This is a genomic window from Polyangium jinanense (assembly GCF_028435365.1).
Genome location: NZ_JAGTJJ010000117.1, coordinates 1 through 16211, shown reverse-complemented (window position 1 = coordinate 16211; position 16211 = coordinate 1). Strand labels below are relative to the sequence as shown.

Annotated in this window: 13 protein-coding genes; 7 read left to right on the top strand and 6 right to left on the bottom strand. The window is 69.9% G+C overall.

What is annotated here, in order from left to right:
* Positions 1-112: 112 nt before the first annotated feature.
* Together KEG57_RS54105 and KEG57_RS54100 are read right to left on the bottom strand one after the other, a co-directional pair.
* Positions 113-922: a metallophosphoesterase family protein gene (locus KEG57_RS54105; protein ID WP_272426001.1), complete on the bottom strand. Its 810-nt coding sequence runs from the start codon at positions 920-922 to the stop codon at positions 113-115.
* Between the two features lie 7 nt (positions 923-929).
* Positions 930-1253, bottom strand: coding sequence for a BolA family protein (locus KEG57_RS54100; RefSeq protein WP_272426000.1), 324 nt, complete (start codon positions 1251-1253; stop codon positions 930-932).
* Positions 1254-1309: 56 nt separating this feature from the next.
* Between KEG57_RS54100 and KEG57_RS54095 the strand changes: the two genes are divergently transcribed.
* The 4 genes from KEG57_RS54095 to KEG57_RS54080 are packed head-to-tail and all read left to right on the top strand — an operon-like array spanning position 1310 to position 8089.
* Positions 1310-1810, top strand: coding sequence for a hypothetical protein (locus KEG57_RS54095; protein WP_272425998.1), 501 nt, complete (start codon positions 1310-1312; stop codon positions 1808-1810).
* Positions 1810-6108: a hypothetical protein gene (locus tag KEG57_RS54090; RefSeq protein ID WP_272460069.1), complete on the top strand. Its 4299-nt coding sequence runs from the start codon at positions 1810-1812 to the stop codon at positions 6106-6108. Before KEG57_RS54095 ends, KEG57_RS54090 begins: the two co-directional genes overlap by 1 nt.
* Before the next feature lie 44 nt (positions 6109-6152).
* Positions 6153-7673: a 4-alpha-glucanotransferase gene (gene malQ, locus KEG57_RS54085; RefSeq protein ID WP_272425994.1), complete on the top strand. Its 1521-nt coding sequence runs from the start codon at positions 6153-6155 to the stop codon at positions 7671-7673.
* Positions 7670-8089, top strand: a complete 420-nt coding sequence (locus KEG57_RS54080; protein ID WP_272425992.1) for a TFIIB-type zinc ribbon-containing protein — start codon at positions 7670-7672, stop codon at positions 8087-8089. The genes malQ and KEG57_RS54080 overlap by 4 nt, the downstream gene beginning before the upstream one ends.
* 151 nt (positions 8090-8240) lie before the next feature.
* Here the strand turns inward: KEG57_RS54080 and KEG57_RS54075 are convergent, their stop codons facing one another.
* Positions 8241-9170, bottom strand: coding sequence for a hypothetical protein (locus KEG57_RS54075; protein ID WP_272425991.1), 930 nt, complete (start codon positions 9168-9170; stop codon positions 8241-8243).
* 224 nt (positions 9171-9394) lie between these two features.
* Between KEG57_RS54075 and KEG57_RS54070 the strand changes: the two genes are divergently transcribed.
* Positions 9395-11566: an SBBP repeat-containing protein gene (locus KEG57_RS54070; protein ID WP_272425989.1), complete on the top strand. Its 2172-nt coding sequence runs from the start codon at positions 9395-9397 to the stop codon at positions 11564-11566.
* A 98-nt stretch (positions 11567-11664) separates the two neighbouring features.
* Entirely contained in the window at positions 11665-12207 is a 543-nt protein-coding gene (locus tag KEG57_RS54065; protein ID WP_272425988.1) for an inorganic diphosphatase, read from the top strand.
* 63 nt (positions 12208-12270) lie between these two features.
* Here KEG57_RS54065 and KEG57_RS54060 read toward each other — a convergent pair whose 3' ends face one another.
* Positions 12271-13134 (bottom strand): M57 family metalloprotease, encoded by an 864-nt coding sequence (locus KEG57_RS54060; protein WP_272425986.1) that lies wholly within the window; start codon positions 13132-13134, stop codon positions 12271-12273.
* A 261-nt stretch (positions 13135-13395) separates the two neighbouring features.
* Here KEG57_RS54060 and KEG57_RS54055 point away from each other — a divergent pair, with 261 nt between their 5' ends.
* Positions 13396-14043, top strand: coding sequence for a hypothetical protein (locus KEG57_RS54055; RefSeq protein ID WP_272460068.1), 648 nt, complete (start codon positions 13396-13398; stop codon positions 14041-14043).
* On the opposite strand, the gene KEG57_RS54050 is transcribed toward KEG57_RS54055, so the two are convergent.
* Complete coding sequence (locus KEG57_RS54050) at positions 14040-15278, bottom strand: LA_2272 family surface repeat-containing protein (RefSeq protein ID WP_272425983.1); 1239 nt, start codon at positions 15276-15278, stop codon at positions 14040-14042. The two genes, KEG57_RS54055 and KEG57_RS54050, sit on opposite strands and share 4 nt — an antisense overlap.
* Positions 15279-15343: 65 nt before the next feature.
* Entirely contained in the window at positions 15344-15850 is a 507-nt protein-coding gene (locus KEG57_RS54045) for a hypothetical protein (RefSeq protein ID WP_272425982.1), read from the bottom strand.
* Positions 15851-16211: the final 361 nt, after the last annotated feature.

The following is a 16211-nucleotide window of genomic DNA, read 5'->3' as shown; positions in this document are numbered from 1 at the left end:
TGAACTGCGCATCGCGCAGTTCATCGACCCCGGGTCCAGCGCTTGCGCTGGTCCGGGTCCAGGGGTGGACAACCCCTGGTCGGGGTCCGGGGTGAAACCCCGGCGCTGCGCTTCACGCCTCGAACTGGTACGTCGCGCGCTCTGCGCCCTCGACCTTCACGACGATGCGGTTTGGCTCGAGGTGCACGACGGCGTGCGCGGCGGCGGCGCGGCCGGGTGCGTCGTCGTCGAGGTTCTCGATGAGGCTCTGCAGCGTGACGAACGGGATGCTGTCGATCACGTCGAGGTGGTTCCAGTGCAGGTGACCGTTGAAGACGGCGCGCACGATGCCGCTCTCGCGCAGGATCGTGCGGAGCGCGCGGCGCTCCTCGACGAGGCAGATGTGGGGCGAGCCCTCGAACCAGCGGTTGCCGCGGAGGTCCTGATCGGCAGCGCTGTGGTGCATGAGAACGACGGTCGGCGCGTGGGCTCGGGCGAGATCCTCGCGCAGCCAGCGGAGCTGCTCTTCGCCCACGGTGACGTCGCGATCCTTGCGCTCGCGCGTGTGGAGCACGACGAAGTGGAAGTTGCCGCGATCGAACGAGTGGTAGAGACGATCGAGGTCGGGGCGCTGCCAGACCGCGAGGAGCTCGGTCGGGGCGAGGTGTGCGGTGTCGTGGTTGCCGGCGACGTTCACGAGCTCGGCGCGCGCGCCTCGCAGGAGGTTCACGCATGCGGCGTAGCGGGCGAGGTCGGCGTCGTGGTCTTCGTCCTCGATGTCGTCGCCGAGGTTCACGACGAGGTCGGGCTTTACGACGTCGTTCATGCGGGTGACGAAGGCCTTCGCGAGACCGGGCGCGCTGCGCGTCAGCTTGCGCAGCTTGCCCGCGAATCCAGCTTCGGGGCCGAAGTGGAGATCGGTGATCAGGCCGAGCGTGAGCATGCCGAACTCACTTCTTGTCGTGCTTCGAGCCGCCGAGACAGGGCGGCGACTGGAAGCCCTGACCGCCTTCGGCCTCGTACTGCGCGGGTGTGAGCGCGCGGAGCGTGAGCGCGTGCAGGCCCGAGCGCAGCTCGACCGCGAGGGCCGTGTGCACCTTGCGATGCCTGTCGATCGTGCCGAGGCCCTCGAAGGCGGGGCTCACGACGAGCACCTTGAAGTGCGTCTCGGAGCCCGCGGGCACGTTGTGGTTCTTGCTCTCGTTCTCGACCGCGAGGAACACGGGCGTGAGGGCCTCGGTGAGCTTCTGCTCGATTCTCTCCTGGCGTGACACGCGGCGAGCTTAGCGCATCCCTCCCATCCTGCTCGGGCCTGGGTTACAAAGGCGCGATGACACGCTTTCCGCATGCTTTCTTGCGCTCCTTGCGCGCCTCGGGGCCCTCGCTCGTCCTCTGCGCGGCCCTGTTCGCCGGCTGCTCCGAGGAGAGCGACGACACCACCACGGAGACGACCAAGACCGACCCGCCCACGATCTCCCTCAAGAGCCCCGCGGAAGGTGCCTGCGTCTCGATCGGCGAGACGCCGGACGTGCGGATTCCCTTCGTGCTCGAAGTAAAAGCGCTCTTCCTCAGGCCGCCCGGGTCCTGCGGGGACACGGAGGCGTGCGGGCACCTCGAGCTGTCGGCAAACGGCAAGGTGGTGAACCGCGGATCGGGGACCGTCGTGGACTTCCCGATGATCGGCGTGGCGGATCGCTATGACACGTTCAACGTGGAGATCGTCGTCGTGGACGACGAGGGCGAGCCGCTGCAGGGCGGCGAAGGGAGCGTGCTCCGCGTGACGCGGACGATCACGACCGCGCCGTCGTGCGACACGGGCGGAGGTGCGTGATGCAGGCGCGACGCACGGAACGAAGGCGCGGCGCGGCGCGGGGGGGCGTCGCGGCGATGGCGTTGATCCTGGCCGCGGGGAGCTGCGGATCCGGGACGACCACGCCCCCGAAGGCAAGGACGGACTCTGCGTTCCGTTGCGATGCGAGCGCGCTCGACGCGTGCGAGCGGACGATCGCCGCGGCCTCGAACGAGGGGCGCGAGGCGCGCGTGCTGCAGGACGCGCTCGAGGCGTATGGCGAGGCGCGCGCGAAGCGGGATCCGAACGACCCGTGGGCCGCGCTCATCCGAAGCGCACGGCAGCAGGAAGGCACGAAGGTCGCGCTCGTGCTCGAAGCTTTCGCCGAGGTGCCGAGCGGCGCTGCGCCGGCTGCGGCGTTCGTCGCGCGTACCGCCGCGCTGCCCGCGCCTGCCGCGCTCGATGCGCCGCGCTTGCTCGCCCTGCTCGGCGAGGCGGCCGGGTGGGAGACGATCGTCCGCGTGCGGGGCAGCCCGGCCGAGGTGACGTACGTCTTCCCGCACGATCCGCTGCGGCCCTTGATGGCGGGGCTCTCGCCGGTGGTGCGCGACGACGCGTCGCTCGCGCGCCTCGGCGCGACCCTCGAGCTCGCGGCCTCGGTCCGGCGCGCCGCCGATCACGCGTCCGCTTTCCGTTACGTCGACGCGGCGCGCGAGGCTTCGATTCTCGCCGCTCTCGTGCGCGCCCAGCCGGTCGACGCCGAGCCCCGGATGCGCGCGCGGTACTTGCTCACGCTCCTCGAGAGCGCCGGCATCGTGCTCATGGCGCCCGCGAGCGAGGACGCCAGCGCCGGCGTGGACGAGGCTCCCGCGGCGACGGCGACGCCGCACGGCACGCCCTACGGCGACCTCTTGCGCGTGCGGGCCGCGAAGGACGCGAGGGCGGCCTGGAAGGCGCTCGGCGAGCGGATCCTCGCGGCCGCGCCGGAGGCGAAACGCGAGGGCCTGCGTGCGCTCTTCGGCCCCGAAGAGGCGTGCCTCTCCGCCCCGCCGCCGAACTTCCAGGGGCCCGACGATCTGGTCTTCGCGTACACCGTCGGCCGCTCGCTCACGCCCGCGCTCTCGCTCGACGCGACCCGGAAGAACGTCCTTCCGCTCGCCGAGTGGCTGCCTCGGTACGACGCCTTCGTCCGCGCCGTGGACGAGGCCCGCACGACCTGGACCCACGCCTTCGCGCTCACGCAGCAGCGCGGCGAGGTCTCGGGGGTCTCGCTCGCGCAGACGCCCACCTACCGGCGCGTCTCCACCCTCGTCTCCGCGCACCTCGCGGCGCTCGCACAGCTCCACCAGGCCTACCCGGACCGGATGCACTCGATGAGCGTGGTCACCCTCGCCTACGCCCCCGGCCTCATCGCCGATGCGCCGCTCCGCGACGCGCTCGTCGACCTCTTGCGGCGCTCGATCGAGGATCGACTCGCGCGCGCGAAGGACGCCTCCGAGATCTTCGAGGCCGCCTTCACCGGCGCCATGGCCGCGACCGCGTATCCGCAGGCGATCCAGAGCGCGTTCTACAACGGCCTCTTCGGCGCCTTCCGCCAGAAGCTCGACGGCGATCTCGCACGCCAGAGCGGCTGGGGCGTGGCCGGCCTCTTCACGGCCGACGTGCTCATCCGTTTGCTCCTCGGCGCGCAGCCCGACCTCGACGCGGCCGCCGCAGAGGTCGGCCGCGCCCTCTCCGATCCTTCCGTCTCGCGGCGCCCGCTCGCGCGCCTCGCCTCCAGCGTGGCCCAGTACCTCGCGCTCGGGAGCGGCAAGAAGCTCGACCCCGAGGCCGCCGATCCCGCCCGCTTCCCCGCCGATCGCAAGGCCGCGCGCGACGCCCTCCGCGACGCCATCGCCGGCCTCGCGGAGGCTGCCGAGCCCATGCCCGCGGCCCTGCTCGAGGACGTCACGACCCTTGGGGATCAAACGATCACCGCGCTCGCCACGATCCTCCTCGACAAACCCTCCGGGCCCGGACCCGTGTGCAGCAGCGCGAAGGGAGGCCCGAGCCCGGAGGCGCGGCGGGTCCTCGCGCGGATCGGCGACGTGCGAAGGCGCATCCTCGCGAGCCCCTCGTACACCAAGGGCGAGGGCGCGACCGTGCGCCGCGCGCGCTTCGTCGTGACCATCCTCTCGGACGCGATCGACCTCGTGTCGCGCAAGAACAAGGCCGATCCGTTCACCTTCGTGATCCCCGCGGCCGACGCCGAGCGCGCCGTCTCGGCCGGGCTCGCCGAGTGGGACGAGCGCACGTTCGCCGACGCGACCGCGGCGATCTACGGCCTGACCCGGACCTACCTCGCCGCGCCCACGACCGCGTCGATCGACCCCACCCGCGTGAAGAGCCTCCTCGCCGCGCTCGCCGCGATCTTCCGCGACGATCGCGCCGGCACCTCCGTGGGCCTGCTCGACGAGCTCGCCCGCGCCGCCGCGGCGGAGAAGACCCACAGCGGGCTCGACACGCTCCTCGTCTCGCTCTCCAGCACCTTGCGAGCGCAGGGCAAGCGTGATCAGGCCGATTTTTGTCTGCTCGGCGGCGTGCTCGTCTCGGTCGCGACGGACAAACCGCCGCCCGACACGGCGATCGCCGCGGCGTCCGGCGGCGCCTCCGAGCTCGGCTGGGCCCTGCGGTTCGCGCGTGAGGTCTTCCGGGCGCGCCACGGAGAGCCGCCGCGTCCGACCGAGTACGCCGAGGGCATGCGCGGCGCCGTCTCGCGCGCCTGCGAGGATCCCGCGGCGGCGGATGCCGTGGTCTCCGTGATGGACGCGATGAAGCTCGCGAACACCGGCGACCGCACGAAGGCGCGTGAGAAACTCGACGCGTTCCTCGCGAAGGCCGAGTCGAGCGGGCTCGTGATGCCCCGCATGTCGTACCGCTACGAGGAGAAGACCGTCTCCAAGGTCTTCAACGTGAGCTTCGACGTCTCCTTCGGCGCGGGCCTGGTCGAAGGCTCGTCCACGTTCCAGATGGGCCTCGGCGTGCGCTCGGCCGGCGCGCCCGGGGGCTCGTTCGTCGCACGCCTCGCGCCCGTCGCGGGCCCCGAGCGCGACACCGAAGCCGCGCGTTACTACGTGCACGCCGCCGCCATCGCCGCGGCCTACCACTTCCTCGACGGGGACACCGAGCGCGGCGCCTCGGCCGCCTCCCGCGCGATCGACGCCGCGATCTTCGGCGCCCGCCTCGGCGGCCGATCCCTCGGCCCGCCCGACCCGAAGACCCTCGCCGCCGACGCCCGCGCGGTCCTCGCCGTCGCCGCCGTGCTCGCTGCCGACGCCGGCATGCCCCTGCTCGCCGGCGACCTCTGGTCCCTCGTCCGCGCCACGCTCGAAGGCGACGCCGACGACGCCACGTTGCGCGACGTCCTCGCGACCACGCCGGTCGCCTTCGCCCGCATGCCCGCGGTCAAACCCGTCCTCGAACGCGCCGCGCGTGCCCTCGCCGTGCTCGGTGAACCCCTCGCATGCACCGAGGACAAGGTCGAGCTCGGTGGCTACGAGGCGCCCGCGTGTGACGCCTACTCGCTCGCCCTCTCGCTTCGCGCCGGCGGCGCGCTCCGCAAGCTCCCGCGGATCCGCCGCGGTGACACCGGCAAGGCCTGCGCCGGCCCCCTGCCCGCCCTCGATGCGTTCCTCGGCGGCATGGAGCAGAAGAACTACGACCCCGACGCGTTCACCCGCGCCACGCTCGAGCTCTCCTCGGCCGGCCGTGTCTACGACGCCGCCGTCCTGCTCGCCCGCCAGCGCCAGCCGACCCACTGCAACCCGAGCCTTATCACGGCCGCCCGCTCGATCGGCCGGTCGAAGCTGCTCGGACCGAGCCTCCGCGCCGATACGCTCAGCGTCGCCGTCAACTGCGCCACGCTCGACGACACAGCGCTCGACGATCTCGCCGCGCTCGATGCGGACACGGCGGCCCTCTCCGATCGCAGCCGCAACCTCTCGGTGCTCGTCTTCGCGACCGAGCTCGGCCTCGCGCGGAGCCGTTGGGACGTGCTGGCCAAGCTCGCGCGGAGCCCCACGTTCGTCTCGCGATGGCTCGACACCACCCCGCAGGCGTCGCTCTTCGCTCTCGTTCTCGCGCACGCCGCGGCCATCCTCGCGAAGGAGCCCGCCCTCGCCGAGCCCGCTTCGCGTTCGTACGATCTCTTCTGCGTCACGCTCCCGCCCGCGGACAAGGCCGCCTGCGAGGCGGTCCGGGCCATGCAAAAGCCCGAGACGGATCCCGAGGTCCGGGAAAAACGCGCGCGGGAGGCGGTCTCGGCCGCGCTGCAAAGGATCACGCAGAAGGCCCGGCGATGATATCGTCCGCCCGCTTTTTGGCCCGCCGATGAGGAGACGCTCGCATGACCCAGGCCCCTGACAAACCCCGCCGCGAGGCGGGCATCCTCCTGCACCCGACCTCCCTGCCCGGCCCCTACGGCATGGGGGATCTCGGCGCCTCTGCGCGGCGCTTCCTCGACTGGCTGGCCCAGGCCGGGCTCGGCCTCTGGCAGGTCCTTCCCCTCAACCCGACCAGCAACAACTGTCCCTACGTCTGCTGGTCCGCCTTCGCCGGCAACCCGCTGCTCGTCGACCTCGTCCGGCTGCACGAGGTCGGCCTGCTCGACGCCTCGGAGCTCGCGCACAACTTCACGCCCGCGAGCCTCGTCGACTTCGACGCCGTCCGCGCCTTCAAGGAGCCGCGCCTCGATCGCGCCGCCGAGCGCCTCCTCGGAAGCCCCGATCACCCGCTGCGCAAGCCTCTCGCCGCCTTCCGCGAGGCCGAGGCCTCGTGGCTCGAGGACTCCGCGCTCTTCTGGCTGCTCTCGCGCAGGAACGGCGGCAAGGCCTGGTGGGACTGGGAGCCCGCCCTGCGCGACCGCGAGCCCGCGGCCCTCGAGAAGGCCCGCGCTGAGTACGCGAAGGAGATCGAGCGCGAGATCGCCATCCTGTTTTTCTTTGAGCACCAATGGAGCGAGCTCCGCGCCTACGCACATTCGCGTGGCGTGCGGATCGTCGGCGACCTGCCGATCTACGTCGATCGCAACAGCGTCGACGTCTGGGCGCACCGAAACCTCTTCCACCTCGATGAGCTCGGCACGCCGCAGACGGTGTCGGGCGTGCCGCCGGACTACTTCAGCGAGACCGGCCAGCTCTGGGGCAACCCGATCTACCGCTGGGATCGCATGGCCGAGGACGACTTCGCCTGGTGGCGCGCGCGCCTCGGCCGCGTCCTCGCGCACACGGACATCGCCCGCATCGATCACTTCCGCGCGTTCGCCGCGTACTGGGAGATCCCGTTCGGCTCGCCCGACGCGCGCACCGGCCGGTGGGTGAAGGGCCCCGGGCTCGCGTTTTTCCAGGCGCTCGAGCGTCACGGCAAGATGCCGCTCGTCGCGGAGGACCTCGGCATGATCGACGAGGCCGTCCACGAGCTGCGCCGCGCCGCGGGCCTGCCCGGCATGCGCGTCCTGCAGTTCGCGTTCGGCGGCGACGCGGACAACACGCACCTGCCCCATAACCACGAGCCGGACAACGTCGTCTACCCGGGCACGCACGACAACGACACCACGGTGGGCTTCTGGAACGCGGCCCCGCCGCACGTGCGCCACCACGTGCAGCGTTACCTCCGCGTGAGCGGCCAGGACATCGCCTGGGACTTCATCCTCGCCGCGTTCGCCTCCACCGCGAACACCGCGATCATCCCCATGCAGGACGTGCTCTCGCGCGGCAGCGAAGCGCGCATGAACAACCCCGCCACGACCCGCGACAACTGGCGCTTCCTGCTGCACGGCGACGTCTTCCGTCGCGAGACGGCCCTGCGCCTGCGCGAGCTCGCCGATCTTTACGGACGCCTCGCCGAGCCACCTGGAGCCGCGCGATGAGCGAGCAGTACCGCCTCGCCTCCCCGCAGTGCCCGCTCTGCGGCGGCCTGCTCCAGGAGCGATTGACCGGCGGCGTGGTCGTCGACGTCTGCGCCGACTGCCATGCCGTGTGGATCGACTGGTTCGACGGCGACGTCTCCAGCGTCGCCGCCGCCGTCGAGGTCCGCCCGGCGATCCCGCAGTCGCACCCCGGCGCGCGGATCTGCCCGCGGTGCCGGGACACGCTCGCGCCTGAGCATCTGCGTGGCCACGGCCCCGAGATCCTCCGTTGCCCCGGCTGCGCCGGCGTCCTCGTCCCTTCGACCAAACTCGCCGAGGTCGTAGCCCTCGGCCCCGTCGACGACACGACTCCCCCGACGCCAGAAGAGGGCCTCTTCCGACGCATGCTCAACGCAATACGCTCCCTCGGAGCTTGAGAGATCCCGAGCGCTGCCGATGTGCCTTTGCATCGACCGCATCGCGGTCGATGCACCAGCGGTCCAGGGCTTGCCCTGGTCCGGGTGCAGGGGCGGACAGCCCCTGCTCGGGCCCGGGGTGAAACCCCGGCGCTACGCTGTCGATCAGATCCTACTTCGGCGGCGGCTCGACTGGCGCGAACGTCGTCGAGCCGGCGCCCCAGAACACGAGGCTCGCGGAGCCGCCCGGGATCGGGATCTCCTTCGTCGTGATCCCGTTTCCGCTTGGGTCGAATGTCACTTCGAAGAGCTGCCCCGAGTCGCTGAAGCCGTAGACGCTGCCGGCCCAGAACGCGATTCCGAAGACGTCCTCGTACGGCACGGAGCCCCAGTTCTTGATCAGCGCTCCCGTCTTCGGGTTCACCTCGACCAGGCAGTCGTTGCAGCTGTTGCCCTTCACCGTGAGGTACGTCCCGCCGCCCTTCACCGATACGATGTCGCCGCTCGACGTGTACCCGCCCCCGATCGAGCCGACCGTCGTCATCTGCCCGTTCGTCGTGTCGATCCGGACGTAGGTCGAGCCCTGGTAGCCGACGAGCACCTCGTGGTTCGGATCGAGGGTCCCGGCGGGCACGAACGAGAGCGAGTTCGGGTAGCTGCCGCTTGCGATCTCCGTGCACTTCGCGGTCGTCTTGTCGATCCAGTAGAGCCCGGAGAAGCTCGTCCCGATGATCTTCGAGTCCTTGTCGATCGCGATGTCGATGACCTCCCCGCAGCCCTCGAAGTAGTCCACGATCGAGACCTGCTTCGTGTAGGGCTCGAGTTTGTAGAGCCGATCGGGGCTGTGCCCGAACACCTCGCCCGGCAGCTCGGGGTCGGGTGTGCCGCCGTCGGTCGGGAATTCGAACCCGCCCACGCCGTCCCCACCGCCCTGCCCGGCCGATCCTCCCTGCCCCCCCGACCCGGCCGATCCGCCCTGCCCCGCGACGCCTCCTTCGCCGCCGGCGCCGAACGTGCCGCTTGTCTCGGCCGCGCAACCGTACACCAGCGCCGAGACGGCGATCAGGGCGAACCAGGAAGGACGCAAGGAAGCTCTTCGCATGGGCAAAACTCCACGAAATTCGGCGTCTTCGCGAGCGCCGATGCTGGAACGTAGGAGACCAGACCCCCTTCCGGGCGTCAAGGAGCGCTCCGGGCACGATTTCCGTCGTGAATCCAGCCAGAACCGGCGGGAAGCGGCCGGGGTATTGTGGATGGCCTTGCATTCGGTAATGTGACGGAAACTCGGGATCATTCCCCTCGGTCCACGCCGGAGGCTCCACCACCATGCTTCGCCGATCGCGACTCCTTTCTCTTTCTTTCTCCACGATCACGCTCGCCCTGCTCAGCGCCGTCGCCGGCTGCGGCGAACCCACCCCGAACACCACGGGCGGCGCCCAGGGCGGCGCCGGCGGCACCGGAGGTACCGGTGGCGAGGGCGGCCAGGGCGGCGGCGGCCAGGGTGGCCAAGGCGGCCAGGGCGGCCAGGGCGGCCAGGGCGGCCAGGGCGGCGGCCAGGGTGGCCAAGGCGGCATGGCTGGCTGCACCATCGGCACGACGCAGACCTGTTACTTTGGGCCCGACGGCACCGAGGGCGTCGGCGCCTGCAAGGCCGGCGTGCAGACGTGCGAGCCGAACGGCGCGTGGGGCGCGTGCGTCGACGAGGTCCTGCCCGCGGCCGTCGAGACCTGCAACGGCGCCGACGACGACTGCAACGGCGCGGTCGACGACAACCCGAGCTGCGTCTGCCAGCCGGGCGAGATGATGGACTGCTACGACGGCCCGCAGGGCACGGCCGGCGTGGGCGTCTGCGTGATGGGCAAGGCCACCTGCGCGCCCGACGGCCAGTCCTACGGCGCGTGCCAGGGCCAGGTCATGCCCTCGGCCGAGGTCTGCAACATGCTCGACGACGACTGCGACGGCACGGTCGACGACGGCATCGGCTGCGCTTGCACGCCGAACACGACCGAGACCTGTTACACCGGGCCGAACAACACGGCCGGCGTCGGCGTGTGCAAGGCCGGCACCCACACCTGCCTCCCCGACGGCACGGCCTACGGCGCCTGCATGGGCGAGGTCCTCCCCTCGGTCGACAACTGCGCCTCGCCGGCGGATGAGGACTGCAGCGGCGCGGCGCTCGCTTGCACGGGCAACCACATCGCGAGCAAGGGGCTCGGCGACGCCTCGAACCAGATCGGCACGGACGTCGCGGTCGACGCCCAGGGCAACGTCTACGTGATCGGCAACCTCGAGGGCACGATCGACTTCGGCGGCGCCATCGGCGCGCTCACGAGCGCAGGCAGCACGGACGTCCTCGTCGCGAAGTACGATCCCACGGGCACCGTCCTCTGGGCGAAGAAGTACGGCAACGCCTCGACCCAGATCGGCAACGGCATCGCCGTCGACGGTGCGGGCAACGTGTACGTCACGGGCGCCTTCCAGGGCGCGATCAGCTTCGGCGGAGCTAACGTCACGAGCGCGGGCGGCGACGATCTCTACGTCGCCAAGCTCGACACGACCGGCGGCCACGTCTGGACGAAGACTCTCGGTAACACCGTGACCCAGCAGGGCACGGACGTTGGGGTCGACGCCCAGGGCTCGGTCTACGTGACCGGCCACTTCTCGGGCGACCTCCCCTTCGTCGGGGTCATCGCCAACCAGGGGGGCTTCGACGTGTTGCTCCTCAAGTACTCGAGCACCGGCAACCCGGTCTGGGGCAAGGGCTTCGGCGGCACGGGCACGCAGTACGGCTATGAGATCGCGGTGACCCCCGTGGGTCAGGTGACGCTCGTCGGCGCCTTCCAGGAGAGCGCCAACTTCGGCGGCGCAGCGCCGCTCACGAGCGCGGGCGACTACGACATCGTGGTGGCTCAGTACGACCAGGCCGGCGGACACCTGTGGAGCAAGGGCTTCGGCGACGCCTCGGAACAGCGCGGGCTCGCCGTGGCCGTCGATCCCACCGATGGCGACGTGGTCGTCACGGGCGAGCTTGCCGGTTCGGTTTCGTTCGACGGCGGCAACACCACGCTCACGAGCGCGGACGGCACGGGCAACGTCGACGGGTTCTTGGCCAAGTTCGATTCTGCGGGCAACCACGCCTGGAGCAAGAGGTTCGGCAGCACGGGCGCACAGCGCGGCAAGGGCCTCGCGATCGACATCTTCGGCAACATCGTGATCACGGGCGAGTTCTTCGGCCAGATCGACCTCGGCGGCGGCGTGGTCCCGAGCGCGGGCGGGCGCGACGCCTTCGTGGGCAAGCTCAATCCGAACGGCGGGTCGCTTTGGCTCAAGCGGTACGGCAGCGGCATGCTGACGAGCCAGGCGGGCGAGGCCGTCGCGGTCGACCCGCTGACGAACATCTGGGTGACGGGCAGCTTCGAAAGCGTCATCGATTTCGGCGGCGGCCCCTTCACCTCCGCCGGTGGAATCGACATGTTCCTCGCGAAGCTCTTGCCCTGAGTTCCTCCTCCCGGGGGGTTCGCTCCGGCGAACCCCTCCGTTTTCCGCTCGGGGCCACGCTCGGACGAGCCGAGCTACGCCCCCAACCCCCCAGGATCATGCACCCTCTTCACGATATTCACGTCGTCCCTTCCGCCATCGCCGAGTTCGTCCCTGCGGTCATCGAGATCCCGCGTGGATCCAAGCTCAAGTACGAGCTCGACAAGCGCACGGGCCTGCTCATGCTCGACCGCGTCCTCTACTCGTCGGTCCACTACCCTGCGAATTACGGGTTCATCCCGCAGACACACGCCGGCGACGGCGATCCGCTCGACATCCTCGTCTTGATGCAGGAGCCCGTGCATCCCCTGACGATCGTGCGTGCCCGGCCGGTCGGCGGGTTTCGCATGCGGGACGACAAGGGCGTCGACGACAAGATCGTCGCCGTGGCCGTCGACGATCCTGCGTATGCCCATTACGAGGAGGCGACGGAGCTCCCGCCGCACGTCCTCGCCGAGATCCGGCGGTTCTTTCAGGACTACAAGATCCTCGAGGGCAAGATCAGCGAGGTCGACGACCTCTACGATCGCAAGCGCGGGCTCGAGGTGATTGCCGAGTCCATCGCGACCTACCGGAAGGACGCGGCCTGGGGCAAACCCTGAAATGAAAAAGGGGTCCCGGCGCGTGCCAGGACCCCTTCCCGTTTCCCTCGATCTCTCAGCCGATCACTTGTTGCCCTTGCCGCCGCCGCCGCTGCCACCGGTGCCGCCGCTGCCCGGGGCGCCGTAGAGCGCGGCCGCGCCCGCCTTGTCCTGGCTCGTCAGGGTGAGCGCCCACGAGTTCGTCCCATTGCACTGCGGGTAGTGCATGACGGAGCCCGAGTCGTAGGGCGTGAGGCCGCGCCAGTTGTTGTCCTCGAAGCAGACGCCGGCCTCGGGGCGCGTGTGCTCGTGCCGGAAGCCGAGCGCGTGGCCGAGCTCGTGGCGCAGCACGCCGTCGAGCGAGATGCCTTGCGACGTGAAGGCCGTGTTGTCGATGAGCACGTTGCGGCCGTTGCGGCTCGTGTTCGGGAAGAACGCGCGCGCGAGGTATTGCCCGCCCACGTTCACCGGACGAACATCGAAGATCACGTTCTTATTTTGCGCCGAGCAGTTCGCGTCCTGATCGCTCTTGTGAACGAAATTCACGTTCGCGGCGCCTTCCCAGGCGCTCGTGGCCGTGTTCATCGCATTCACGACGGCGCTGTAGCGGCTGCCGAAGCCCGTGCTGATGCAATACGTGATGTTCAGCGCCGTCGCCGAATCCCACTTCACGTCGCTGCCACCCGAGGTCATGACCGCGAGCGCGCCCTGTTGCACGTGCTCGAGGTAAAACGCTTCGAGCTCGGCTTCGCTGAACATCGGCGTATCACCGTCGACGATGTAAACGCCCGTGTCCGGCTCCTGATAGGCGTTCGCTTGGAACTCCTCCCAGGTGATCCCCATTCCGACGTTCTCGAGGTCCACCGGCTCGCCGTTTTCGGCGACGCAGCCGGTCGCGAGCGCAGCAGAGAGAGCGAGCAATCCGTACACGAGGCCAAGCTTCTTCATGGGCGACGACTCCTTGTTCCGATTCGTGACCATCCCGGACAGCGCGAAGGTCTACCAGGATCGGAAAGGCACGTCGATATGGTAATTTTTGTGACCGGTGCTTGAAAATGTCCGGTCGGAGCGTCGTAATGGTGCGGAGGAAGTGGCAAGGGGAGTGACCGGCTTGCCACCTTGTCTCCTCGAACCCTGCACCCTAACTCCTCGGAGGCCACGGAACGTTCGGCGTTCCTCGGGCGTCCATCGTTCGAGGCCGAGGTCACGATGGAGATCGTCATTCTGGTTGTGGGATTCCTGCTGCTCCCGTCGCTGCTGTACATGGTGGGGCGTGTCTGGGGGCGCGACGTGTGGGGGCTTGTCCTTTCGCGTTACGAGACGCGCGGCGGAAGCGCGTACCGCGCCGCCGAGGTGCCGGTCTGGGTCGCCGGCAAGGCGCCGCGCTCGGTGAAGGCGGCCGCGATCACGAGTTTTCTGCTCGGACAGATGGTCATTCCGGGGGCGCTCGCGGCGCTCGTCGGGCTCGTCATCAGCCTGGAGATGCTCGGCAGGCCCGTCGAGGCCATGGAGCCCGTGGTCCTCATCCTCACGCTCTCGGCGCCGAGTGGCCTCTTCGTGGCGGGCTCGCTGCTCGGGCTCGGCCTCCTCTTGCTCCGCCGCGGCCCGAACGCGGCCGCGCGGGCCCGCTGGGTCGGTCGCTGGTCGGTGATTCACAACGTCCTTCTGGTCGCGACGCTCCTCGTCGTGTGTGGCCCGAAGCGCGATATCGTGCCGATCCTCGTGTATGCGTGCGTCTCGCTCGCGCACGCGGCGCTGCTCTTCGTCGCGGCGAGGGCGCTCGACGCCCACGACCTCGCGCAGGCCGGAGAAAACCTGCCCTCACCGGGCGAGACGGCCACCGCGGCCGCCGGTTAAAGCTCGATTCCGGCCGTTCCCTCCGGCAGGATCGAGAACCGGAGCGTCTCCGATCCCTGCACCGCCATCGCCACCCCGCCCCCGACGAACGGCACGAGCCGTTTGGCAATCTCGAACGAAAAGAGCACGCGCGCTTTGTACAGCTCGTCGTGCGTCGTGAGCGGCACGCCCTCCGCGAAAAGCCGGTTGCCGCCGAGATCCCCGGCCAGCGCGAATCCTTCCGCAATCGGCACGCGCGCGCCCAGCGTGAGCCCCGCTGTGAACGCCGCTTGCCGTTTTCCCTCCGGCAGCGGTCGATTGTGGAGGCCGATCCCGAGGATCGAGTATGCGTAAGCGCTCGCGAATTTGACCCCGATGTTCGCGAAGATCGAATTCGACCCCCAGATCACGGGGTGCACCCCGCCGCGCCGCGGGATCGGCACGAGGCCGAGCGACTCGCCTTCGAGTTTGTCGGTGACGTTGAGGACCCCCACCTGCACGCCCTTGATCCGCCGCGCCACGTTGATGAGCCCGATCTGCACGCCGCGCACCTCGGCCGAGACGTTCACGATTCCGAGCTGCAGGCCGTCGACCCGCCCGATGTTCGTCCCGCCCGCGATTTGCAGCCCGCGGACCTTTCCGCGCGCGACCGAGACGAGCCCGCCGGCGAGGACGCCGTCGACGTCGGCGTACACGTAACTCGCCATTCCTGCGAGCGCGACGCCGGTCATCCGCCCGCTCGTCCACCCCATGAGCCCCGCGACCTGCGCGCCCGCGAAATCGCCACGCGCAATGGAGAAGATGCCATCGATCTGGAGCCCCTCGGCGCGGCCCTCGACGACGTGCGCGAGCCCGATCTGCGCGCCCCGCATATCGTATCCGACCCAGCCGACGGGCCCGATCTGCAAGCCGCCGAGATAACCGATCCGGCCGAGCATGAGCGCGATGTCGAGGTGCGTGAAGACGTCCGGCGCCCCGAGGTTGGTGCTCATCGGATACAAGAACCCGACGTTGACAGGGCGGTACGGAACGGACTGGGGCGACGGAGGCGGAGGCTCCTCGACGACGACGGGAGGCGGATACTCCGGGTCGGGAATGGGCGCGGGCGCGGGCGCGGGAATGGCGACGGGATCGGATGCGGATGCGGGAGCGGGTTCGTCCGCGGCCGCGGGGGCGCCGAGCAGGCCGAGGACGAGCGCGGCGGCCGCGGCGAGCGTTCTCCTGGCGGGGGCGTTGGGGGCGGGACGCGGCATCATGGCGCGTCATCGAGCCTAGCTGGTTTCGAGCGCATCGCGAAGGGGGGTGACATGACGGTCGGGCGTCACCGACCGCTCGGCGTGGTCGTCACGGTGATGGGCGCGGACGGACGCTTGTAGAGCTTCAGGATCTCCTTTACGTCTTCGAGGGAGAGCACCTGGAGCTTCACCTGCGAGAGGACTTCGTCGTCCGGCACGCCCGAACGCATGAGCACCACGCAAAATGCATCCTTCTTGGCCTCGGGCGTGAGGTTCCGATTCGAGCAATAGGCGGTGTACGCCTCCGCCATGCCCTCGTAGACGCGAATTTCGCGGTCCGGGTCCGCGTCGCGCTTGAAGTCGTCGATCCACTTCTCGAGCGGCATCGGGTCCACCTCGCGGAAGGTCTCTTGCAGCTTCTTGATGCGCTCCATCTGGTCGTCGGACAGCTTCTCGTGTCGGACGGGGCCGAGGCGCAGTGAGGCTGGGTCGAAGTTCGCAGGCAGGCGGTTCGGACGCTTGAATCGATACGCGACCAGGAACGGAAGCAGCAACAACAGCGCGGCGATCGCGACGAAGAGGGTGGAATCCACGACGGATATTGTAACGGAATTCACCGCGCTCCTGTCAAGCGCGCATGGCGAGCGGTTCGAGCGTGGCTGAGCATTGGTCTCATCTTGGGAGGCGCTGCGCTGGGGCGTTGCCCCAGGCCCCACCGGGGCTATCCGCCCCTGGACCAGGACCCGTGCAAGCGCTGGACCCGGGGTCGATGAACTGCGCGACGCGCAGTTCATCGCAGCGCCTTTCACCCCCTCTCCGCCGCGCGAGCAGGTCCCTCGGCCTCCGTCATCGGTCTTCGACCCCGTTCCCGCAAGTCGCGGGACCTCCGGATCGGTGTGGGAACCCGTTCGCGCAGGTCCCGGGACCTCCCGGATCGATGTTGCGCTCCGTTCG

Coding starts and splice junctions, on each gene's coding strand:
- KEG57_RS54095 (WP_272425998.1), top strand. CDS start 1,310: ATGACACGCTTTCCGCATGCTTTCTTGCGCTCCTTGCGCGCCTCGGGG.
- KEG57_RS54055 (WP_272460068.1), top strand. CDS start 13,396: ATGGAGATCGTCATTCTGGTTGTGGGATTCCTGCTGCTCCCGTCGCTG.
- KEG57_RS54065 (WP_272425988.1), top strand. CDS start 11,665: ATGCACCCTCTTCACGATATTCACGTCGTCCCTTCCGCCATCGCCGAG.
- KEG57_RS54050 (WP_272425983.1), bottom strand. CDS start 15,278: ATGATGCCGCGTCCCGCCCCCAACGCCCCCGCCAGGAGAACGCTCGCC.
- KEG57_RS54090 (WP_272460069.1), top strand. CDS start 1,810: ATGCAGGCGCGACGCACGGAACGAAGGCGCGGCGCGGCGCGGGGGGGC.
- KEG57_RS54075 (WP_272425991.1), bottom strand. CDS start 9,170: ATGCGAAGAGCTTCCTTGCGTCCTTCCTGGTTCGCCCTGATCGCCGTC.
- KEG57_RS54060 (WP_272425986.1), bottom strand. CDS start 13,134: ATGAAGAAGCTTGGCCTCGTGTACGGATTGCTCGCTCTCTCTGCTGCG.
- KEG57_RS54080 (WP_272425992.1), top strand. CDS start 7,670: ATGAGCGAGCAGTACCGCCTCGCCTCCCCGCAGTGCCCGCTCTGCGGC.
- malQ (WP_272425994.1), top strand. CDS start 6,153: ATGACCCAGGCCCCTGACAAACCCCGCCGCGAGGCGGGCATCCTCCTG.
- KEG57_RS54105 (WP_272426001.1), bottom strand. CDS start 922: ATGCTCACGCTCGGCCTGATCACCGATCTCCACTTCGGCCCCGAAGCT.
- KEG57_RS54070 (WP_272425989.1), top strand. CDS start 9,395: ATGCTTCGCCGATCGCGACTCCTTTCTCTTTCTTTCTCCACGATCACG.